Genomic DNA, 22,210 nt, shown 5'->3' on the forward strand with positions numbered 1-22,210 from the left:
TGAACAAGGATTTACCGTGCCGACTCCGCCTACAGTGTCACCGTTGGCCGCGAACATGGGCGACAGTCCGGCGCCCTTGTACGCTCGCGTCAAACAAATGATCACCCAGCAGATCGACAGTGGAAACTGGCCGCCGCACTACCGCGTTCCGTCGGAAAGCGAGTTGGTCAGCCAACTCGGGTTCAGTCGCATGACCATCAACCGCGCGCTGCGCGAGATGACCGCCGACGGCCTGTTGGTGCGTATGCAGGGCGTCGGCACGTTCGTCGCCGAGCCGAAAAGCCAGTCTGCGCTGTTTGAAGTACACAACATCGCCGACGAAATCGCCTCCCGTGGCCATCGCCATACATGCCAGGTGATCACGCTTGAAGAAGAGGCCGCCGGTTCCGAGCGCGCCCTGGCCCTGGACATGCGTGAAGGCCAAAAGGTCTTCCACTCGCTGATCGTGCATTTCGAAAACGACATTCCGGTGCAAATCGAAGACCGTTTCGTCAACGCGCTGGTGGCGCCGGACTACCTCAAGCAGGACTTCACCCTGCAAACGCCTTACGCCTATCTGAACCAGGTCGCGCCGCTGACTGAAGGCGAGCACGTGGTCGAGGCGATTCTGGCCGAGGCCAGCGAGTGCAAATTGCTGCAGATTGAAAAGGGCGAGCCGTGCCTGCTGATCCGTCGCCGTACCTGGTCCGGCCGTCAGCCAGTGACTGCCGCCCGTTTGATCCACCCCGGTTCCCGTCATCGTCTGGAAGGTCGGTTTCACAAATGAGTCAGGTCAAGGTTTTACGCGCTGTCGATTACCCACGCATGCCATGGAAAAATGGCGGTGGCAGTACCGAAGAAATCACCCGCGACGCGGGCACTGGCCTTGATGGTTTCGGCTGGCGCCTGTCAATTGCCGATATCGCCGAGTCGGGCGGGTTTTCGACCTTCGCCGGTTACGAGCGGATCATCACGGTGTTGCAGGGCGACGGCATGACCTTGTCGGTGGATGGCCAGTTCACGCGGCCGTTGTTACCGTTGGACCCCTATGCCTTCAGCGGCGAGAGCCAGGTGTCCTGCACGTTGCTGGGTGGTCCGATTCGCGACTTCAACCTGATTTATGCGCCGCAGCGTTACAGCGCGCGGTTGCAGTGGCTGGACGGCGAGCAGCGGTTTTTCAGCGAGGCCGGGACGGTGCTGGTGTTCAGTGTGAGCGAAGCGCTTGAGGTGACGGTCGAAAACAATGCCCAGCAATTGGGTCGTCATGATTGCCTGCAACTCGTCGGTAACACCGGCCTGCTGGACGTCTCCAGCAACGGCGCCTGCTGCGTGATCGAGCTGACTGCACACTGATCCAACTGTTTACAACATCTCTGTGGCGAGGGCGCTTGCTCCCGCTCGGCGGCGAAGCCGTCGTAAAAAGCCCGCTAGCGAAATCTATCTGACAAATCTCGGTTGAATGGTTTAAGGGCTGCTTCGCAGCCCAGCGGGAGCAAGCGCCCTCGCCACAAAAGCAATCACCTTTCCTGTTTCTCAGCGCGCACCACTTTGTTACCGAACGCCCCAGCGTGGCGCAAAACCACGCTCAAGTAACGAGCCATCATCCCTCCGCACAATCCCCCCGAAAAATTTCATCTTCCTCATAACCCTTGATCTACAGGCTTCCCAGCCTTTTCAGAATTTTTCTCGAATGCCCATCCAATAAGTTGGCCGCTTGATTGCATATGCTTGTATGTACAAGTAAAGACGTATGCGTATGAGTCGACCGAGACTCTCCGCAGCGTCCACTGATTCGCTTGTGTCGCTGTGACGCGCACAGGCTGGCTTACCCACCGCCAGGGTTGGTTTGGATTGATCGCTGAGGAGTCTTTTTCGTGACTGACATTAAACCTACTAAGTTTCGTGACGTTGAAATCCGCGCTGCCCGCGGTAACAAGCTGACCGCCAAGAGCTGGCTGACTGAAGCGCCGCTGCGCATGCTGATGAACAACCTCGACCCGGAAGTCGCCGAGAACCCTAAAGAACTGGTGGTTTACGGTGGTATCGGTCGTGCGGCGCGTAACTGGGAATGCTACGACAAGATCGTTGAAAGCCTGACCAATCTGAATGACGACGAGACCCTGCTGGTGCAATCCGGCAAGCCGGTCGGCGTGTTCAAGACTCACACTAACGCCCCGCGCGTATTGATCGCCAACTCCAACCTCGTACCGCACTGGGCGAGCTGGGAACACTTCAACGAACTCGACGCCAAAGGCCTGGCCATGTACGGCCAGATGACCGCCGGCAGCTGGATCTACATTGGCAGCCAGGGCATCGTCCAGGGGACCTACGAAACGTTCGTCGAAGCCGGTCGCCAGCACTATAACGATGACCTGAAAGGTCGTTGGGTCCTGACCGCAGGCCTGGGCGGCATGGGCGGCGCTCAACCTCTGGCTGCAACCCTGGCCGGTGCTTGCTCGCTGAACATCGAATGCCAGCAGGTCAGCATCGATTTCCGTCTGAACAGCCGTTATGTCGACGAGCAAGCCACCGACCTCGACGACGCACTGGCCCGCATCGACAAATACACCAAGGAAGGCAAGGCGATTTCCATCGCTCTGCTGGGCAACGCGGCGGAAATTCTGCCGGAACTGGTCAAGCGCGGCGTGCGCCCGGACATGGTCACCGACCAGACCAGCGCCCACGACCCGCTCAACGGTTACCTGCCGGCCGGCTGGACCTGGGAAGAGTACCGCGCTCGTGCCAAGACCGAGCCTGCAGCCGTGGTGAAAGCCGCCAAGCAATCGATGGCCGTGCACGTTAAAGCGATGCTCGAATTCCAGAAGATGGGCATTCCGACCTTCGACTATGGCAACAACATCCGTCAGATGGCCCAGGAAGAAGGCGTGGAAAACGCATTCGACTTCCCTGGCTTCGTACCGGCCTACATCCGCCCACTGTTCTGCCGTGGCATCGGTCCGTTCCGTTGGGCTGCACTGTCGGGTAACGCTGAAGACATCTACAAGACCGACGCCAAGGTCAAAGAACTGATCCCGGACGACGCCCACCTGCACAACTGGCTGGACATGGCGCGCGAGCGCATCAGCTTCCAGGGGCTGCCGGCTCGTATCTGCTGGGTTGGCCTGGGCCTGCGCGCCAAGCTTGGCCTGGCGTTCAACGAAATGGTTCGCAGCGGTGAATTGTCCGCGCCAATCGTGATCGGTCGCGACCACCTGGACTCCGGTTCGGTCGCCAGCCCGAACCGCGAAACCGAATCCATGCAGGACGGCTCCGACGCCGTGTCCGACTGGCCACTGCTCAACGCTCTGCTCAACACCGCGAGCGGCGCGACCTGGGTTTCCCTGCACCACGGCGGCGGCGTCGGCATGGGCTTCTCCCAGCACTCGGGCATGGTGATTGTCTGCGACGGTACTGACGAAGCGGCCGAGCGTATCGCTCGCGTTTTGCACAACGACCCGGCAACTGGCGTTATGCGTCACGCCGATGCGGGTTACCAGATCGCGATCGACTGCGCCAAGGAACAGGGCCTGAATCTGCCGATGATTACCGGCAAGTAATGCTTGCTCCTACAGGGAGCCCGCCAACCCACAATAACAATCCACAGAGGTTGAACCATGGCAGTTAACAACGATCGTGCAGGCAGTAAACCGTTGATCGAGAAACGCTCGATCGACTACATCCCGGAAGCGGAGAGACACGGTCGTCTGTTGAGCCAGTTCACCCTGTGGATGGGTGCCAACCTGCAAATCACCGCGATTGTCACCGGGGCCCTGGCCGTGGTGCTGGGCGGTGATGTGTTCTGGTCATTGATCGGTTTGCTGATCGGGCAACTGCTCGGCGGTGGGGTGATGGCGCTGCATGCCGCGCAAGGGCCAAAGCTTGGCTTGCCGCAGATGATCTCCAGCCGTGTGCAGTTTGGTGTTTATGGCGCGGCCATCCCGATCGTGCTGGTCTGTTTGATGTACCTCGGTTTCACCGCAACCGGAACGGTACTTTCCGGCCAGGCGCTGGGCCAGTTGTTTGGCGTCAGTGACACCGTCGGTATCCTCATCTTCGCCAGTGTCATCGTGCTGGTCACGGTACTCGGCTATCGGGTGATCCATTGGATTGGCCGGGTTGCCAGTGTCATTGGGGTGATTGCCTTTGTTTACTTGTTCAGTCGTCTGATAAGCCAGACTGACGTTGGCGCACTCCTGCAAATCCGCCACTTCAGCTGGAGCAGCTTCCTGCTGGCGGTGTCGCTCGCGGCGTCCTGGCAGATCGCCTTCGGCCCTTACGTGGCTGACTATTCTCGCTACTTGCCGAGCAAGACTTCCTCGGTGAAAACCTTTTTCGCCGCGGGTGCAGGTTCGGTCATTGGCGCACAGGTGGCGATGATCCTCGGCGTGTTTGCCGCCGCCTCGGCCAACGGGCAATTCGTCGGCCACGAAGTGGCCTACATCGTCGGTCTGGGCGGTGCCGGTGCCACGGCTGCGCTGCTGTACTTCAGCATCGCGTTCGGCAAGGTCACCATCTCCACGCTGAACTCCTACGGCAGCTTCATGTGCATTGCGACCATCATCAGCGGTTTCCGTGGTGACCTGAAAGTCACGCGCTTGCAGCGTCTGCTCTTCGTGCTGGTGATCGTCGGTGCTGCGACCCTGATGGCGTTGCTCGGCCAGCACTCGTTCCTCGGTGCGTTCAAGTCTTTCATCCTGTTCCTGCTGGCGTTCTTTACGCCATGGAGCGCGATCAACCTGGTGGACTACTACTGCATCACCCGTGAGCGCTATGACGTGCCGGCGCTGTCCGATCCAAACGGTCGCTATGGTCGCTGGAACATGCTCGGTATCAGCGTCTATGTGTTCGGTGTGCTGGTGCAGCTGCCGTTCATTTCCAGCAAGTTCTACACCGGTCCGCTGGTGGCCGCGCTGGGTGATGTGGATATTTCCTGGATCATCGGTCTGGTGATTCCTGCAGCCCTGTATTACGTGTGTGCGAAAAAATGGCACGGCACCGTGCCCGATCACCTGATTCTGCCGGTCGAGCAGGACAGCGTTGTACAACCTAAAACAAGCGGGGCCGGTCGCGCTGCGGCGCAGGCCTGATTGGACGTGGACAGGGCTGGATGCCTCTTGACTGCCGTAAGCCAATTCATGATTAGGAGCGTCAAACAATGAAATCGAACAAGACCCTGCTGACCACATTGCTTTCCATGGGCCTGTTGGCCAGCGCCGGCGCCACTCAGGCTGCCGGTTGGTGCGAATCGGGCAAACCGGTGAAATTCGCCGGCCTGAACTGGGAAAGCGCCATGTTGCTGACCGACGTGCTGCAAGTCGTGTTGGAGAAAGGTTACGACTGCAAGACGGATAGCCTGCCGGGCAACTCCATCACCATGGAAAACGCCCTGAGCAGCAACGACATTCAAGTGTTTGCCGAAGAATGGGTCGGCCGCAGCGAAGTCTGGAACAAGGCCGAGAAGGCCGGCAAGGTCGTCGGTGTCGGTGCGCCAGTCGTAGGCGCAGTCGAAGGCTGGTACGTGCCGCGCTACGTGATCGAAGGCGATGCCAAGCGCAAGCTGGAAGCCAAGGCGCCGGACCTGAAAAATATTGCTGACCTGGCCAAGTATTCCTCGGTGTTCAAAGACGCCGAAGAGCCTTCCAAGGGCCGTTTCTACAACTGCCCGGCCGGCTGGACCTGTGAGCTGGATAACAGCGAAATGCTGAAAAGCTACGGTCTGGAAAGCAGCTACACCAACTTCCGCCCAGGCACCGGTCCGGCGCTGGATGCCGCCGTGCTGTCGAGCTACAAGCGTGGCGAGCCGATCCTGTTCTACTACTGGTCGCCAACACCGCTGATGGGCCAGGTTGACCTGGTCAAACTCGAAGAGAAACCAGGGGTGAACAAGCAAGTGACGATCAAGGTCGGCCTCTCCAAGACCTTCCACGAGCAAGCCCCGGAACTGGTGGCCGTGCTGGAAAAGGTCAACCTGCCGATCGACCTGCTGAACCAGAACCTCGGGCGCATGGCCAAAGAGCGGATCGAGTCACCAAAACTGGCGAAAATTTTCCTCAAGGAACATCCTGAAGTCTGGCACGCATGGGTGAGCGAAGACGCAGCCAAAAAGATCGACGCGGCCTTGTAGGTTGAGCCTCTCCGACTGTCGGCAACGGCAGTCGGACGCTGAATCGCAACCCCTTGATTGAGAGTCTCTTATGTTTCCCGAAAGCTTTACCTTTTCCATCGCCGACTGGGTCAACGGTTGGGTCGATTCGCTGGTCACCAACTACGGCGACGTGTTCCGGCACATCTCCGACACCCTGTTGTGGGCCATCGTCAATCTTGAAGGGCTGCTGCGCGCGGCGCCCTGGTGGCTGATGCTGGCGATCGTGGCGGGCATTGCCTGGCACGCGACCCGCAAGGTCGTGACCACCGCCGTCATTGTCGGTCTGTTGTTCCTGGTGGGCGCGGTCGGGCTCTGGGACAAGCTGATGCAGACCCTCGCGCTGATGATGGTGGCGACGGTCATTTCGGTGCTGATCGGCATTCCGCTGGGCATTCTCTCGGCGCGCAGCAATCGCCTGCGTTCGGTGCTGATGCCGCTGCTGGACATCATGCAGACCATGCCGAGTTTCGTGTACCTGATCCCGGTGTTGATGCTGTTCGGTCTGGGCAAGGTCCCGGCGATTTTCGCCACCGTGATCTACGCTGCGCCACCGCTGATCCGCCTGACCGATCTGGGCATCCGCCAGGTCGACGGCGAAGTGATGGAAGCGATCAACGCCTTTGGTGCCAACCGCTGGCAGCAACTGTTTGGTGTGCAATTGCCGCTGGCCCTGCCGAGCATCATGGCCGGGATCAACCAGACCACCATGATGGCCCTGTCGATGGTGGTGATTGCCTCGATGATCGGCGCCCGTGGCCTTGGCGAAGATGTGTTGGTGGGGATTCAGACCCTCAACGTCGGACGTGGCCTTGAAGCCGGTCTGGCGATCGTGATTCTGGCAGTGGTCATCGACCGCATTACTCAGGCGTATGGTCGGCCACGGCATGAGGTGAGCAAATGAACAACGAAGCCATCAGCAAAATCGAAGTCAAAAACGTCTTCAAGATTTTCGGCAACCGTTCCAAGGAAGCGCTGGGCATGATCGGCCAGGGCAAGACCAAGGATCAGGTGCTGGCCGAAACCGGCTGCGTGGTCGGCGTGAACGACCTGTCGTTGAGCATCGGTAGCGGCGAGATCTTCGTGATCATGGGCCTGTCCGGCTCCGGCAAATCGACCCTGGTGCGCCACTTCAACCGCCTGATCGACCCGACCAGCGGCGCGATCCTGGTGGATGGCGTGGACATCCTGCAATACGACATGGACGCCCTGCGCGAATTTCGCCGGCGCAAGATCAGCATGGTGTTCCAGAGCTTCGGCCTGCTGCCGCACAAGACCGTGCTGGACAACGTCGCCTACGGCCTGAAAGTGCGTGGCGAGAGCAAGCAAATGTGCTCCGAGCGCGCGCTGCACTGGATCAACACCGTGGGCCTGAAGGGCTACGAAAACAAATACCCGCACCAGCTCTCGGGCGGCATGCGTCAGCGTGTGGGCCTGGCCCGCGCACTGGCGGCGGACACCGACATCATCCTGATGGACGAAGCGTTCAGTGCGCTCGATCCGCTGATCCGCGCGGAAATGCAGGACCAGTTGCTGGAACTGCAAAAGACCCTGCACAAGACCATCGTCTTCATCACCCACGACCTCGACGAAGCCGTACGCATCGGCAACCGCATCGCAATCCTCAAGGATGGCCGCCTGATTCAGGTCGGCACGCCGCGAGAGATCCTGCATTCGCCGGCGGATGAGTATGTGGACCGGTTCGTACAGCGGCGTGCGGCGGTGGTTTAAACGCTTTTGTGGCGAGGGGATTTATCCCCGTTCGGCTGCGAAGCAGTCGTAAACCAGTACACGCGTTATGCCTGAGAAACTGTGGCGGTAGGTTTTGGGGCCGCTTCGCTGCCCAACGGGGATAAATCCCCTCGCCACAGGGTTTCAGTGTTCAACAGAATTGGTATGAGGCTCCAGATGTCCCAGGCTGAAAAAATCGTTATCGCCGACGCCCCTCTGCGTTGGCAGGATGTAGTCGCCGTCGCCCGCCACGGCGCTCAGCTTGAGCTGTCGACCCAAGCCTGGGCGCGGATCGAGAACGCTCAGGCGATCGTCCAGCGCATCGTCGCCAGCGGCGAACGCGCTTACGGCGTCAACACGGGCTTGGGCGCGTTGTGCAACGTCTCTCTGAAAGACGAACAACTCAGCCAGCTGTCGCGCAACACCTTGCTCAGTCACGCTTGTGGCGTCGGCGCACCACTGGCCGACGACCAGACCCGGGCGATCATGTGCGCCGCGATCCGCAACTACAGTCACGGCAAGTCCGGCATTCATCGCCGGGTGGTCGAAGCGCTGCTGGCACTGCTCAATTGCGGCATCACCCCGCAAGTGCCGTCCCAGGGCTCGGTGGGTTACCTGACCCACATGGCGCACATCGGCATTGCGCTGCTGGGCGTCGGCAATGTCAGCTATCGCGGGCAGATCGTTTCTGCGCAACAGGCCTTGGCCGAAGAAGGTCTGCAACCGGTTCAACTCGGCGCCAAAGACGGCTTGTGCCTGGTCAACGGCACGCCGTGCATGAGCGGCCTCAGCGCCCTTGCGATTGCCGATGCCACGCGCCTGCTGCAATGGGCCGACGTGATCGGCGCCATGAGCTTCGAAGCCCAGCGCGGCCAGATCGCAGCGTTCGATGCCGAAATCATCGCCCTCAAACCGCATCCCGGCATGCAGCAGGTCGGCATCAATCTGCGGGCGCTGCTTGATGGCAGTGAAGTGATTGCGTCGAGCAAAGGTATCCGCACCCAGGATGCGCTGAGCATCCGTTCGATCCCACAGGTCCACGGTGCTGCACGGGATCAACTGGCGCACGCGATCCAACAGATCGAAACCGAACTCAATGGCTGCACCGACAACCCATTGCTGCTGGGCACGCCGGACAATTTCCGCATCATGTCCCAGGCCAACCCGCACGGTCAGTCCGTGGCCATGGCCGCTGATCTGCTGGCCATCGCCATGGCGGAAATAGGTTCCATCGCCGAGCGACGTCTCGACCGCTTGATCAACCCGCACGTCAGCGGTCTGCCGGCGTTCCTTGTGGCCAATCCGGGTGTGAACTCCGGAATGATGATCGTGCAATACGTGGCTGCTTCGCTGTGTGCGGAAAACCGTCAACTGGCGCAACCGGCGGTCCTCGACAACTACGTGACGTCCGGTCTGCAAGAAGATCACCTGAGCATGGGCACCAACGCCGCGCTGAAGCTGCATCGCGCGCTGGAAAACTGCACGCAGATCCTCGCCATCGAGTACCTGCTGGCGGCTCAGGCCTTTGAGTTCCTGAAAGAACAACGCTTCGGCGCGGGCACTGATACGGCCTGGCGTCTGCTGCGCGAGCGCGTTCCGGCCTACGACCAGGACCGATGGCTGGCACCGGATATCGCGGCGGCGGCCGGGGTTTTGAAAGATTCGAATTTGCTGCGCAAGGCTTTACCGAATCTGAACTGATTTCTACATCAAACCAGCGTGCCAAGGCGCAGCCCCCCCACAAGGCGGGAAGCGACGGACAACGGACATCTCCGGAGCGTCTGGTTAGTTAATAACAAACTCTCATAAGGAGCTCAAAATGACTGCGCTAAACCTGATTCCCGGCCAACTGAGCCTGGCCCAACTGCGTGATATCTATCAGCAGCCGGTCCGGATCACCCTCGACAACAGCGCCTCGGCTCAGATCGAAGCCAGCGTTGCCTGTGTGGAACAGATCCTCGCCGAGAACCGCACCGCTTACGGCATCAACACCGGTTTCGGTCTGCTGGCCTCGACCCGCATCGCCAGCGAAGACCTGGAAAACCTGCAGCGCTCACTGGTGCTGTCCCATGCCGCCGGTGTGGGCCAGCCGATCAGCGACGCCTTGGTGCGGCTGGTCATGGTGCTCAAGGTCAACAGCCTGAGCCGTGGTTTCTCCGGCATTCGCCGCGTGGTCATCGACGCGCTGATCGCCCTGATCAACGCCGAGGTTTACCCGCACATTCCATTGAAAGGTTCGGTCGGTGCCTCCGGTGACCTGGCGCCGTTGGCCCACATGTCGCTGGTGCTGCTGGGTGAAGGCAAGGCACGCTACAAAGGCGAATGGCTGGAAGCGACCGAAGCGCTGAAAGTCGCCGGTCTGACCCCGCTGACCCTGGCCGCGAAAGAAGGCCTGGCGCTGCTCAACGGCACTCAGGTGTCCACCGCTTATGCGTTGCGCGGTCTGTTTGAAGGTGAAGATCTGTTCGCGGGCGCCCTGGCCCTGGGCGGCCTGACCGTCGAAGCGGTGCTGGGTTCGCGCTCGCCGTTCGACGCACGCATTCACGCCGCGCGTGGCCAGAAAGGCCAGATCGACGCCGCTGCCGCTTACCGCGACCTGCTGGGCGAGCGCAGTGAAGTCTCCGACTCGCACCAGAACTGCGAAAAGGTTCAGGACCCGTACTCCCTGCGCTGCCAGCCGCAAGTCATGGGCGCCTGCCTGACCCAGTTCCGTCAGGCTGCCGAAGTGTTGGCCGTTGAAGCCAATGCCGTCTCGGATAACCCGCTGGTGTTCGCTGCTGAAGGTGACGTGATCTCCGGCGGTAACTTCCACGCCGAACCCGTTGCGATGGCTGCCGACAACATGGCTCTGGCCATCGCTGAAATCGGCTCGCTGAGCGAACGCCGCATCTCGCTGATGATGGACAAGCACATGTCGCAACTGCCGCCGTTCCTGGTGGCCAATGGCGGCGTGAACTCCGGTTTCATGATCGCCCAAGTGACCGCTGCGGCACTCGCCAGCGAGAACAAAGCGCTGGCCCATCCACATTCCGTGGACAGCCTGCCGACGTCGGCGAACCAGGAAGACCACGTCTCCATGGCACCGGCTGCCGGCAAGCGCCTGTGGGAAATGGCCGAGAACACTCGCGGGATTCTGGCGGTGGAATGGTTGGCGGCTGCTCAAGGCCTGGACCTGCGTGAAGGCTTGAAGACTTCGCCAAAACTCGAAAAGGCCCGGGCGATTCTGCGTAAAGAAGTGCCGTTCTATGAGAAGGATCGCTTCTTTGCGCCGGACATCAATGCGGCGACTGAACTGCTGGCGACGCGCTGCCTGAATGAACTGGTGTCGGTGAATCTTTTGCCGAGCCTGTGATGTACTCATCGCCAGCAGGCTGGCTCCCACAGTTGCATTGCGCATCCTTGTGGGAGCCAGCCTGCTGGCGATTCGATTTTGAATACTGTGGAGACTAAGGGATGAAAACCCTCTGGCAACACTGCCACGTCGCAACCATGGCGCAAGGCGTCTACTCGATCATCGAGGATGCGGCCATCGTGACGTCAGGTGCGCGCATTGAGTGGATCGGCCCTCGCGCTGAGCTGCCGTCTGGTGAATACCCGGCCGTCAACGATTTGAACGGGGCCTGGGTCACCCCGGGCTTGATCGACTGCCACACCCACACGGTGTTCGGCGGTAACCGCAGCGGTGAATTCGAACAGCGCCTGCAAGGCGTCAGCTACGCGGAAATCGCGGCGGCCGGTGGCGGCATCGCCAGCACCGTACGCGCCACTCGCACGGCCAGTGAAGACGAACTCTTCGCCAGCGCCGCCAAGCGCCTGAAAAGCCTGATGCGTGACGGTGTCACCAGCATCGAAATCAAATCCGGCTACGGCCTTGATCTGACCAACGAGCGCAAGATGCTGCGGGTCGCCCGCCGTCTCGGCGCCGAACTGCCGATCAGCGTGCGCAGCACCTGCCTGGCGGCCCACGCCCTGCCACCGGAGTATGTGGGCCGCGCCGACGATTACATCGATCACATCTGCGCGGAAATGCTCCCCGCGCTCGCCGCCGAAGGCCTGGTGGATGCGGTGGACGCGTTTTGCGAGTACCTGGCGTTTTCGCCGGCGCAGGTCGAACGCGTGTTTATCACCGCTCAAGCACTTGGCTTGCCGGTGAAGCTGCACGCCGAGCAACTGTCATCGCTGCACGGTTCGAGTCTGGCGGCGCGTTATCACGCATTGTCGGCCGACCACCTGGAGTTCATGACCGAAGAAGATGCCATCGCCATGGCCGCGTCCGGCACCGTCGCGGTGTTGCTGCCGGGGGCGTTCTATTTCCTGCGTGAAACCCAATTGCCGCCGATGGATGCCCTGCGCAAACACGGCGTGAAAATCGCCATTGCCAGCGACCTCAATCCCGGCACCTCGCCAGCGCTGTCGCTGCGTTTGATGCTGAACATGGCGTGCACCTGTTTCCGCATGACCCCGGAAGAAGCCCTGGCGGGTGCAACGATTCATGCCGCCACCGCGTTGGGCATGGCCGAGACACACGGCTCGCTGGAAGTTGGCAAGTTCGCGGACTTCGTCGCCTGGCAAATCGATCGTCCCGCCGACCTGTCGTACTGGCTGGGCGGTGATCTGGAGAAACGCGTCGTGCGTCACGGCGTTGAAACGAGCGTTTAGGAGAATAGTTGTGGATAAGGTTCTGAACTTCAAACAAGGCCGTGTGCCGCTGCTGATCAGCATTCCCCACGCCGGCCTGCGCCTGACCCCGGCGGTCGAAGCCGGGTTGATCGCCGACGCGAAAAGCCTGCCGGACACCGACTGGCACATCCCCAGGCTTTACGAGTTCGCTGCCGAACTGGGCGCCAGCACGCTGGCCGCCGAGTACTCGCGGTTTGTCATCGACCTGAACCGCCCGTCCGACGACAAGCCTCTGTACGCAGGCGCGACCACCGGCCTGTACCCGTCGACGCTGTTCGACGGCATTCCGTTGTTCCGTGAGGGTATGGAACCGTCGGCAGCGGAACGCGCGACCTATCTGGAACAGGTCTGGACGCCGTACCACAGCACGCTGCAGAACGAACTGGCTCGTTTGAAAGCCGAATTCGGCTATGCGTTGCTGTTCGATGCGCACTCGATCCGTTCGATCATTCCGCACCTGTTTGACGGCAAGCTGCCGGACTTCAACCTCGGCACCTTCAACGGCGCCAGTTGTGATCCTCAGTTGGCCACCCAGCTGGAAGCGATCTGCGCACGGCATGGCGACTACAGCCATGTGCTGAACGGTCGTTTCAAGGGCGGCCACATCACCCGGCACTACGGCAATCCGGCGGAAAACATTCATGCGGTGCAACTGGAGTTGTGCCAGTGCACCTACATGGAAGAATTCGAGCCGTTCCGCTATCGCCCGGATTTGGCTGAGCCGACGCAAGTGGTGCTCAAGGAATTGCTGCAAGGATTGTTGGCCTGGGGCGAAAAGCACTACACCGCATAACTCTGTTGCGAGGGGGCTTTTTGTGGCGAGGGAGCTTGCTCCCGCCGGGTTGCGAAGCAGCCCAGGACCACGACGGCTTCGCCGCCGAGCGGGAGCAAGCTCCCTCGCCACAGGTTGTTGTCCGTCTCGATACTGGATCGGGACAGTCGCCACCGTGCAAAACACAGTCGCCACAGTTCGCTTTTACCTCTCGTCTGCTGCGTAATGTTCCGGGCACGGTGCACAAAGACACCGAGCCCACAACAATCCGCTGCCGCACGAGAAAGCCCTCTATGACAAGCACCAAAGGTTTGTTCACCCGCTGTCTCTCAATCCTTTGCGGTACCGCTCTTCTGAGCACCAGTGTTCTGGCCAGTGACGATGCTTCCTGCAAAGCCGTGCGCATGGGAGTGGTCAACTGGACCGACGTAATTGCCACCAGCGGCATGGCTGATGTGCTGCTCAATGGTCTTGGCTATGAAAGCAAGCAGACCAGCGCCGTGCAGCAAATCATCTTCGCCGGCATCCGCGACAAGCGCCTCGACATCTTCCTCGGTTACTGGAAGCCGGCGATGGACAACAATATCGCGCCGTTCGTGGCGGCCAATCAGGTGAAAGTCATGGCCAAGCCGAGTCTGGCCGACGCTCAGGCAACGCTTGCTGTGCCGCAGTACGTCGCCGACGCCGGGCTGAAAACCTTCGCCGACATTGCCAGGTTCAAAGACAAGCTTGGCGGCAAGATCTACGGCATCGAGCCGGGCAGCGGTGCCAATACCACCATCAAGACCATGATCGAGACCAATCACTTCGGCTTGAAGGATTTCAAACTGATCGAGTCCGGTGAGGCCGGCATGCTGGCCGCCGTTCAGCGGGCGGTGAACCGCAAGGAATTCGTGGTGTTTGTCGGTTGGACCCCGCACCCGATGAACATCAACATGAAAATTGCCTACCTGACCGGCAGCGAAGATGTCTACGGGCCGAACGAAGGGGCGGCCACGGTCTCCACGGTGACGTCACCGGACTACGCCGAACGTTGCCCGAACGTGAACCGTCTGCTGGAGAACCTGACGTTTACCGCCGCTCAGGAAAGTCAGCTGATGGTGCCGATCATGGAACGCAAGACGCCGCAGGACGTTGCCAGGCAATGGCTGCGTGATCACCCGGAAGACCTTCAGCGCTGGCTGGCGGGTGTCAGCAGTTTTGACGGCAAGGACGGTGTAGCCACCGTACAGGCCAGCCTGAAAAACTGACCCGCCATTGTTTGGCAGCGCAATTTCTGTGGCGAGGGCGCTTGCTCCCGATCGGCGGCGAAGCCGTCGTAAACCCGGCTGCTCGGGTGCACCTGATAAAACTCGGTTGAGTGGTTTGGGGGCTGCTTCGCAAACCAGCGGGAGCCAGCTCCCTCGCCACAGAACCGAGTTCCACTTCCAATGCTGAACTGACTGGCACCAGGCTCATGGCTACTTACCCGCTATCTGCACAAATGTCGGCCTTCGTCGAGAAAACCGTCAGCTTCAACAGCACCGAGAGCAGCCTCGCCGGCATGCGCCAGGCCTACAGCGACATGTGTCGGGCATTTACCCCGCCCCGTCCCGCCGGGCTGTATGTCGTGGACTTTGAATTGGCCGGTGTGCCGGTGCGCTCGTATCAGCCGCCGGTTTCGCCGTTGACCGGCGGTTGTCCTTGCATTGTGTATCTGCACGGCGGCGGTTGGGTGGTGGGGGATCTGGATTCCCACGATTTCATCTGCGCTGAACTGGCGTCGACGCTCGACGTGTTAGTGATCGCCGTCGATTACCGTCTGGCGCCGGAGCATCCGTTTCCGGCGGGCTTCAACGATTGTCTGGGAGTGTGGCGGGCGTTGCGAACCGGGCCATTCCAGCTTGATCCCGCGCGTACGCTGGTGGCAGGCGACAGTGCCGGGGGAAATCTCGCCGCCGCGCTTTGCCTGGCATTGCGCGATGCGGGTGAGCCATTGCCAGCGGCACAGGTCCTGATCTATCCGGGGCTCGGCGGCGACCAGCGGCTGGCGTCGCGCAGCGAATGCGTTGACGCGCCGTTGCTCAGCAGCAGCGACGTGGATTGTTATCACGCCTTGTACTTGCGCGGCAGTCGACAGCCGGGCGGCTATGCGATGCCGTTGCTCGCCGAGGATCTCGGCGGCTTGCCGCCGGCGCTGATCGCTGTGGCGCAATTCGATCCGCTGCGCGACGACGGCGTGCGCTACGCCGAGCGACTGGACGCCGCGGGCGTGGCCGCAACACTTTATTACGGCGAGGGACTGGTTCACGGCTGTTTGCGAGGGCGGGGCCAGGTCGCCGAGGTCGATGCGCTCTATGAAACGCTGCTCGGCTATCTGGCTGAAAAAACGGGCGGTAAAACTCTGGCTCAGCAAGGGCATGCTCATTGACGTAATTCGGGTTTATGATGCCGGACGGCAGAATAATAGAAGTCCCCCCAGGGATGACCTCGACCCCTTACGGAGCGCGCAATGCAGACTTTGTACCCGCAGATCAAACCCCACGCCCGGCACGATCTGGCTGTCGATGAAACCCACACCTTGTATGTCGACGAAAGCGGTTCGCCGGAAGGTTTGCCGGTGGTATTCATCCACGGTGGCCCCGGTGCCGGGTGTGATGCACAGAGTCGCTGCTTTTTTGATCCGAACCTGTACCGCATCGTCACCTTCGATCAGCGCGGTTGCGGCCGCTCCACCCCCCACGCCAGCCTGGAAAACAATACCACCTGGGATCTGGTCGCCGACCTTGAGCGGATTCGTCAGCACCTGGGCATCGACAAATGGGTGCTGTTTGGCGGGTCGTGGGGCTCGACCCTGGCGCTGGCCTACGCGCAAACCCACCCGGAGCGGGTACACGGTCTGATTCTGCGAGGGATTTTTCTCTGCCGTCCGCAGGAAATCGAATGGTTCTATCAGGCAGGTGCCAGCCGTCTGTTCCCCGATTACTGGCAGGACTACATCGCGCCGATCCCGCTGGACGAGCGCGAAGACTTGCTCAGCGCTTTCCACAAGCGCCTGACCGGCAACGACCAGATTGCGCAAATGCACGCGGCCAAGGCCTGGTCTACCTGGGAGGGCCGTACGGCGACCTTGCGTCCAAACCCGCTGGTGGTCGACCGTTTCTCCGAGCCGCAGCGAGCGTTGTCGATTGCCCGTATCGAATGCCATTACTTCACCAACAATGCGTTCCTCGAGCCGAACCAGCTGATTCGCGACATGGGCAAGATCGCCCATTTGCCAGGCGTGATCGTGCACGGTCGTTACGACGTGATCTGCCCGCTGGATAACGCCTGGGAATTGCATCAGAACTGGCCGAACAGTGAATTGCAGGTGATCCGTGACGCCGGGCATGCCGCCTCCGAACCGGGCATTACCGATGCCTTGGTGCGCGCCGCCGATCAGATGGCCCGGCGCTTGCTCGACCTGTCCCCAGAAGAAGCATGAAGGGCCTGCTGCAGCGCGTGCGTGGCGCGCGAGTCGAGGTAGCGGGGGAGGTGGTGGGTGCCGTCGATCAGGGGTTGCTGGTACTGGTCGCGGTCGAGCCCGAGGATACTCGGGCCAGCGCCGACAAACTTCTGCATAAGCTGCTTAACTATCGAGTGTTCAGTGACGCCGAGGGCAAGATGAATCTGTCCCTGGCGGACGTCGGTGGCGGGTTGCTGCTGGTCTCGCAGTTCACCTTGGCTGCCGACACCAGAAGCGGGTTGCGCCCGGGTTTTTCAACGGCCGCACCTCCGGCGCTGGGCGAGGAGCTTTTCGACTATCTATTAGGGAAAGCGAAACAGGTGCATGGCACTGTGGCATCAGGTAGATTCGGCGCGGATATGCAGGTGCACCTGGTCAATGATGGCCCGGTTACCTTCCTGTTACAGACCTGAAAGCGCTTGAAACAAGTTTTTAAGCGCTTTTTCACTGAAAACAGGGGTTTTTCGCGAGAAATACTTTGTTGCGCCTGATGCGTTGTAACGCGGCCTGCTAGATAATCGCGCGCTACGGGGATCAGCGTTCGTTGGTCCGTTTTGACTTAGGTAGAGACTTGTCCTGGACCTGTTGGGGAATCATTTGGCCCCATAGGAGTCGGAACAATGCTCGCCAACTTGGCAAGAGTGGTTTGTAGGGACGGGTTTTTCCTTCCGTCTACCTCACAGGCCCTTCAACTGGCCGTTGGTTTTTTGATCTGTTTTCGGCGAGGGTTGCTCGTGATTGTTAGTCCCTGTATTGCACCAAAATTGTCTGCCAAACGGTTACGAAGCGCTCTGGTAGCGGGCTCTGCCCTGCTTTGCCTGCTCAGCGCCGGCCAGCTTTGGGCATTCAGTCTGGATGATGTATCGGCCAAGGCAAAAGAGCTGGCCGGGCAGAAATACGAAGCCCCGCGCAGTAACCTGCCGAACGAATTCCGCGAGATGAAGTTTGCGGACTATCAAAAAATCCGTTTCCTGACCGAAAAAGCCGAATGGGCCGATCAGAAAACCCCGTTCAAGCTTTCGTTCTATCACCAGGGTATGCATTTCGATACGCCGGTGAAAATCAACGAAATCACGGCCAATACCGTCGAAGAGATCAAGTACGACCCGACGCGTTTCGATTTCGGCGACCTGAAATTCGATCCTAAAGCGACTGAGCAACTGGGTTATGCCGGTTTCCGTGTGCTGTACCCGATCAACAAGGCCGACAAGCAAGACGAAATCATGACCATGCTCGGCGCGAGTTACTTCCGCGTTGTCGGCAAGGGTCACACGTATGGCTTGTCCGCTCGCGGCATGGCGATCGACACCGCGTTGCCGTCCGGCGAAGAGTTCCCGCGTTTCCGTGAGTTCTGGATTCAACAGCCGAAACCGGGCGACAAGCACCTGGTCATCTTCGCCCTTCTGGATTCGCCACGCGCTACCGGTGCCTATCGCCTGACCGTACGTCCGGGCAGCGACACCATTGTCGACGTCAAGGCTCAGATGTTCCTGCGTGACAAGGTCACCAAGCTTGGCGTTGCGCCGCTGACCAGCATGTTCCTGTTCGGCGCCAACCAGCCTTCCAAAGTGCTGAACTATCGTCGCGAACTGCATGACTCCAGCGGTCTGTCGATCCATGCCGGCAACGGCGAGTGGATCTGGCGCCCGTTGAACAACCCGAAACACCTGTCGGTGAGCAACTACTCGGTCGAGAACCCGCGTGGCTTCGGCTTGTTGCAACGTGGCCGTGACTTCAGTCACTACGAAGACCTCGACGACCGCTACGACAAGCGCCCAAGTGCCTGGATCGAGCCAAAAGGCGATTGGGGCAAGGGTTCTGTAGACCTGGTCGAAATTCCGACGGCCGATGAAACCAACGACAACATTGTTGCCTTCTGGAGCCCGGAAAAACTGCCTGAGCCTGGCCAGCCGCTGGAGTTCGGCTACCGCATGCACTGGACCATCGACGAAGCCGCGCTTCATGCGCCGGACAGTGCCTGGGTTCAACAGACCCTGCGCTCCACAGGCGACGTCAAACAGTCCAACCTGATTCGTCAGCCGGACGGCAGCGTTGCCTATCTGGTGGACTTCGAAGGCCCGTCGCTGGCGGCATTGCCGTCCGATGCGGACGTTCGCAGCCAGGTCAGCGTTGGCGACAATGCCGAACTGGTCGAGAACAGCGTGCGATACAACCCTGAAACCAAGGGCTGGCGCCTGACCCTGCGCATGAAGATCAAGGACCCGGGCAAAGCCACCGAGATGCGTGCTGCGCTGGTCCAGAACATTCTGCCTGCCGACCTGGCCAAGTCATCCGTGCCAGCGTCCAGCAATGCTGTGGCCAAGGCCGACAAGGTTGCCGCCAGACAACAGGAAAAAGCAGACAAGGAAGCCAAGCAAGCCGAGGCCAAGCAGGCCGAAGCCAAGCCAGTCGCAGATGCCAAGGAGGCCAACAAAGACGCCAAGCAGCCTGCTGCTGCGGACGCGGCCCCAGCCACACCGGAATCGGCCGCGACTGAAGACGTCCTGACCGAGACCTGGAGCTACCAGTTGCCTGCCGATGAGTAATTCTCAAGTACAGCCAGAGACGCTTGCCGAGTATCTGGCGCATTTACCGATGACCGACGAGCAGCGCGCGGAACTCGCGGGCTGCCAGTCCTTCAGCGAGCTGCACCAGCGCCTGTCGTCCTCGACGTTCGACGCACCGACCGAGGCTGCTCAAGCCTCGGTGGGCCGTCGTTTGACCCTGAACTCCGCTGAAGAGCTGGAAGAAGCGGAAATGCTGGTGCTCGACGCCAGCGGTCGGGTTTGCCTCAAGGCCACTCCACCGATCCGCCGGACCAAAGTCGTGCCGGAGCCGTGGCGCACCAACATTCTGGTGCGTGGCTGGCGGCGTCTGACCGGCCGCACCAATCCGCCAGCCCCGCCGAAAGACGAGAACGTGCTGCCGGCCGCGCGCTGGCGCACCGTAGGTTCGATCCGGCGTTACATCCTGCTGGTACTGATGCTCGGTCAGACCATCGTCGCCGGCTGGTACATGAAGGGCATCATGCCGTACCAGGGCTGGTCGTTCGTCGACCTGAACGAAGTCCTGCATCAGCCAATCCTGAAAACCGTCACGCAAGTACTGCCGTATGCGCTGCAGACCAGCATCCTGATCATGTTCGGGATTCTGTTCTGCTGGGTGTCGGCCGGTTTCTGGACGGCATTGATGGGCTTCCTTGAGTTGCTCACCGGGCACGACAAGTACCGCATCTCCGGTAAAAGCGCCGGCAATGAGCCGATTCCCAAGGACGCGCGCACCGCACTGGTGATGCCGATCTGCAACGAAGACGTGCCGCGGGTGTTCGCCGGTCTGCGCGCGACGTTCGAGTCGGTCGCTGCCACGGGTGACCTGGATCGCTTCGACTTTTTTGTCCTCAGTGACAGTAACGATGCCGATATCTGTGTTGCCGAGCAGCAAGCCTGGCTGGACGTTTGCCGCGAAGCCGGCGGTTTCGGCAAGATTTTCTATCGCCGCCGTCGCCGTCGGGTAAAACGCAAAAGCGGCAACCTCGACGACTTCTGCCGTCGCTGGGGCGGCGATTACAAGTACATGGTCGTGCTCGACGCTGACTCGGTGATGAGCGGCGAATGCCTGACCAGTCTGGTGCGCTTGATGGAAGCCACGCCGGACGCCGGGATTATCCAGACCGCGCCGCGTGCCTCGGGCATGGACACGCTGTATGCGCGCATGCAGCAGTTCGCGACTCGGGTGTACGGTCCGCTGTTCACCGCCGGTCTGCACTTCTGGCAGTTGGGCGAATCCCACTACTGGGGCCATAACGCGATCATCCGCATGAAGCCGTTCATCGAGCACTGCGCCCTGGCGCCGTTGCCGGGTAAAGGCGCATTCGCCGGGGCGATTCTGTCCCACGACTTCGTCGAAGCCGCGTTGATGCGTCGTGCGGGTTGGGGCGTGTGGATTGCCTACGACTTGCCGGGCAGCTATGAAGAACTGCCGCCGAACCTGCTGGACGAACTCAAGCGTGACCGTCGCTGGTGCCACGGTAACCTGATGAACTTCCGCCTGTTCCTGGTCAAGGGCATGCACCCGGTTCACCGTGCAGTGTTCCTGACCGGCGTGATGTCTTATTTGTCGGCGCCGCTGTGGTTCTTCTTCCTGGTGCTGTCGACGGCGCTGCTGGCGGTCAACACACTGATGGAGCCGCAGTACTTCCTTGAACCGCGCCAGCTCTATCCGCTGTGGCCACAATGGCACCCGGACAAGGCGATCGCGTTGTTCTCGACCACCATCGTGCTGCTGTTCCTGCCGAAGCTGTTGAGCATCATCCTGATCTGGGCCAAGGGCGCGAAAGAGTTCGGCGGCAAGTTCAAGGTGACCTTGTCGATGCTGCTGGAGATGCTGTTCTCCATGTTGCTGGCGCCGGTGCGGATGATTTTCCACACTCGCTTCGTGCTCGCCGCGTTCCTCGGCTGGGCCGCCACCTGGAACTCGCCGCAACGTGACGACGACTCCACGCCGTGGAGCGAAGCGGTCAAGCGTCACGGGCCGCAAACCCTGCTGGGTTTCTTCTGGGCGTTGCTGGTGATCTGGCTGAACCCGAGCTTCCTCTGGTGGCTGGTGCCGATCGTCGGTTCGTTGATGCTGTCGATTCCGGTGTCGGTGATCTCCAGCCGCGTGGGCCTGGGCCTCAAGTCCCGTGACGAGAGCCTGTTCCTGATCCCCGAGGAATACAATCCGCCGCAGGCGTTGCTGGCAACGGATCAGTACACCCATGAAAACCGTTACCACGCGCTGAAAGACGGCTTCATTCGCTCGGTGGTCGATCCACAGCAGAACGCCCTGGCGTGCGCGCTGGCGACGTCGCGTCACCGTGAGGCCGAGCCGATCGAATGGCTGCGGATCGAGCGTGTGCGCCATGCCTTGAAAGTCGGGCCTGACGGTTTGACCAACAATGAGCGTGTGCAACTGCTGAGCGATCCGGTGGCACTGGCTCGCTTGCACGAGCAGGTGTGGAACGAAGGTCATCCCGCGTGGCTGGAAGCCTGGCGTAAATCGGTGAAAGCCGATCCCCATGCGCCGCTGCTGCCGCTCAAGCCACTGAGTGCACAGCCTCAATTGGCATAAAAAGCCCCGCTTCTGAGAGGAGGCGGGTGTTTTTAAAGATCGCAGCCTTCGGCAGCTCCTGCACGGTATCAATCTGTAGGAGCTGCCGAAGGCTGCGATCTTTTGCTTTCAGTCCCGCGAAACAACAAATCACGCGCAAACACTTTTGCAAACGAGCGAGTGCGTTAGGACCCGTCCGCAAATTGGTGCGCCCGGATAATTTTTGTCCGTATCGATGCTTTTCCTGAGGGGAGCCGGCGTTTGCGCGCCTCATGACGCTTATCTACGACGCGCCACACAACGTAGTGGCGGTGAATAAGGTCGGCAATATGGA

Annotated in this window: 17 protein-coding genes; all 17 read left to right on the forward strand. The window is 60.5% G+C overall.

Translation table 11 applies throughout. The features are described 5' to 3' along the window. The first annotated feature begins 55 nt into the window (after nucleotides 1-55). On the forward strand, nucleotides 56-766 hold the full coding sequence (hutC, locus tag ACM1ZW_RS10655) for a histidine utilization repressor (RefSeq protein WP_174602685.1): 711 nt from the start codon (nucleotides 56-58) through the stop codon (nucleotides 764-766). Next, nucleotides 763-1,332: a HutD family protein gene (locus ACM1ZW_RS10660; protein WP_017336081.1), complete on the forward strand. Its 570-nt coding sequence runs from the start codon at nucleotides 763-765 to the stop codon at nucleotides 1,330-1,332. The genes hutC and ACM1ZW_RS10660 overlap by 4 nt, the downstream gene beginning before the upstream one ends. A 521-nt stretch (nucleotides 1,333-1,853) precedes the next feature. Next, a complete protein-coding gene (gene hutU, locus ACM1ZW_RS10665; RefSeq protein ID WP_017336082.1) occupies nucleotides 1,854-3,536 on the forward strand; it encodes a urocanate hydratase in 1,683 nt (560 codons plus the stop codon). Nucleotides 3,537-3,593: 57 nt separating this feature from the next. Continuing rightward, on the forward strand, nucleotides 3,594-5,066 hold the full coding sequence (locus ACM1ZW_RS10670; protein WP_416740514.1) for a purine-cytosine permease family protein: 1,473 nt from the start codon (nucleotides 3,594-3,596) through the stop codon (nucleotides 5,064-5,066). Between the two features lie 68 nt (nucleotides 5,067-5,134). Then, a complete protein-coding gene (locus ACM1ZW_RS10675; RefSeq protein ID WP_017336084.1) occupies nucleotides 5,135-6,103 on the forward strand; it encodes an ABC transporter substrate-binding protein in 969 nt (322 codons plus the stop codon). Nucleotides 6,104-6,173: 70 nt separating this feature from the next. Continuing rightward, nucleotides 6,174-7,025 (forward strand): ABC transporter permease, encoded by an 852-nt coding sequence (locus ACM1ZW_RS10680; protein ID WP_017336085.1) that lies wholly within the window; start codon nucleotides 6,174-6,176, stop codon nucleotides 7,023-7,025. Next, on the forward strand, nucleotides 7,022-7,852 hold the full coding sequence (locus ACM1ZW_RS10685) for a quaternary amine ABC transporter ATP-binding protein (protein WP_414883476.1): 831 nt from the start codon (nucleotides 7,022-7,024) through the stop codon (nucleotides 7,850-7,852). Before ACM1ZW_RS10680 ends, ACM1ZW_RS10685 begins: the two co-directional genes overlap by 4 nt. A gap of 177 nt (nucleotides 7,853-8,029) precedes the next feature. Further along, entirely contained in the window at nucleotides 8,030-9,553 is a 1,524-nt protein-coding gene (gene hutH / locus ACM1ZW_RS10690) for a histidine ammonia-lyase (protein WP_416740515.1), read from the forward strand. Nucleotides 9,554-9,671: 118 nt separating this feature from the next. Continuing rightward, nucleotides 9,672-11,204 (forward strand): histidine ammonia-lyase, encoded by a 1,533-nt coding sequence (gene hutH / locus ACM1ZW_RS10695; RefSeq protein ID WP_416740516.1) that lies wholly within the window; start codon nucleotides 9,672-9,674, stop codon nucleotides 11,202-11,204. Between the two features lie 101 nt (nucleotides 11,205-11,305). Further along, complete coding sequence (hutI, locus tag ACM1ZW_RS10700; RefSeq protein WP_017336089.1) at nucleotides 11,306-12,511, forward strand: imidazolonepropionase; 1,206 nt, start codon at nucleotides 11,306-11,308, stop codon at nucleotides 12,509-12,511. A gap of 10 nt (nucleotides 12,512-12,521) precedes the next feature. Then, on the forward strand, nucleotides 12,522-13,325 hold the full coding sequence (hutG, locus tag ACM1ZW_RS10705; protein ID WP_414883473.1) for an N-formylglutamate deformylase: 804 nt from the start codon (nucleotides 12,522-12,524) through the stop codon (nucleotides 13,323-13,325). Nucleotides 13,326-13,597: 272 nt separating this feature from the next. Continuing rightward, nucleotides 13,598-14,554: a choline ABC transporter substrate-binding protein gene (locus tag ACM1ZW_RS10710; RefSeq protein ID WP_017336091.1), complete on the forward strand. Its 957-nt coding sequence runs from the start codon at nucleotides 13,598-13,600 to the stop codon at nucleotides 14,552-14,554. A gap of 206 nt (nucleotides 14,555-14,760) precedes the next feature. After that, nucleotides 14,761-15,714, forward strand: a complete 954-nt coding sequence (locus ACM1ZW_RS10715; RefSeq protein WP_050558245.1) for an alpha/beta hydrolase — start codon at nucleotides 14,761-14,763, stop codon at nucleotides 15,712-15,714. 81 nt (nucleotides 15,715-15,795) lie between these two features. Next, nucleotides 15,796-16,767, forward strand: coding sequence for a prolyl aminopeptidase (gene pip / locus ACM1ZW_RS10720; protein ID WP_017336093.1), 972 nt, complete (start codon nucleotides 15,796-15,798; stop codon nucleotides 16,765-16,767). Beyond that, nucleotides 16,764-17,201, forward strand: coding sequence for a D-aminoacyl-tRNA deacylase (gene dtd, locus ACM1ZW_RS10725; protein ID WP_414879933.1), 438 nt, complete (start codon nucleotides 16,764-16,766; stop codon nucleotides 17,199-17,201). The genes pip and dtd overlap by 4 nt, the downstream gene beginning before the upstream one ends. 321 nt (nucleotides 17,202-17,522) lie before the next feature. Next, nucleotides 17,523-19,334 carry a glucan biosynthesis protein G gene (locus tag ACM1ZW_RS10730; protein WP_416740517.1) on the forward strand — a complete coding sequence of 604 codons (1,812 nt, stop codon included), beginning with the start codon at nucleotides 17,523-17,525 and terminating at the stop codon, nucleotides 19,332-19,334. Continuing rightward, nucleotides 19,327-21,897: a glucans biosynthesis glucosyltransferase MdoH gene (mdoH, locus tag ACM1ZW_RS10735; protein WP_416740518.1), complete on the forward strand. Its 2,571-nt coding sequence runs from the start codon at nucleotides 19,327-19,329 to the stop codon at nucleotides 21,895-21,897. The genes ACM1ZW_RS10730 and mdoH overlap by 8 nt, the downstream gene beginning before the upstream one ends. Nucleotides 21,898-22,210 lie beyond the last annotated feature (313 nt).

The sequence above is a fragment of the Pseudomonas sp. NFX71 genome (assembly GCF_048079215.1).
Classification (GTDB): domain Bacteria; phylum Pseudomonadota; class Gammaproteobacteria; order Pseudomonadales; family Pseudomonadaceae; genus Aquipseudomonas; species Aquipseudomonas fluorescens_B.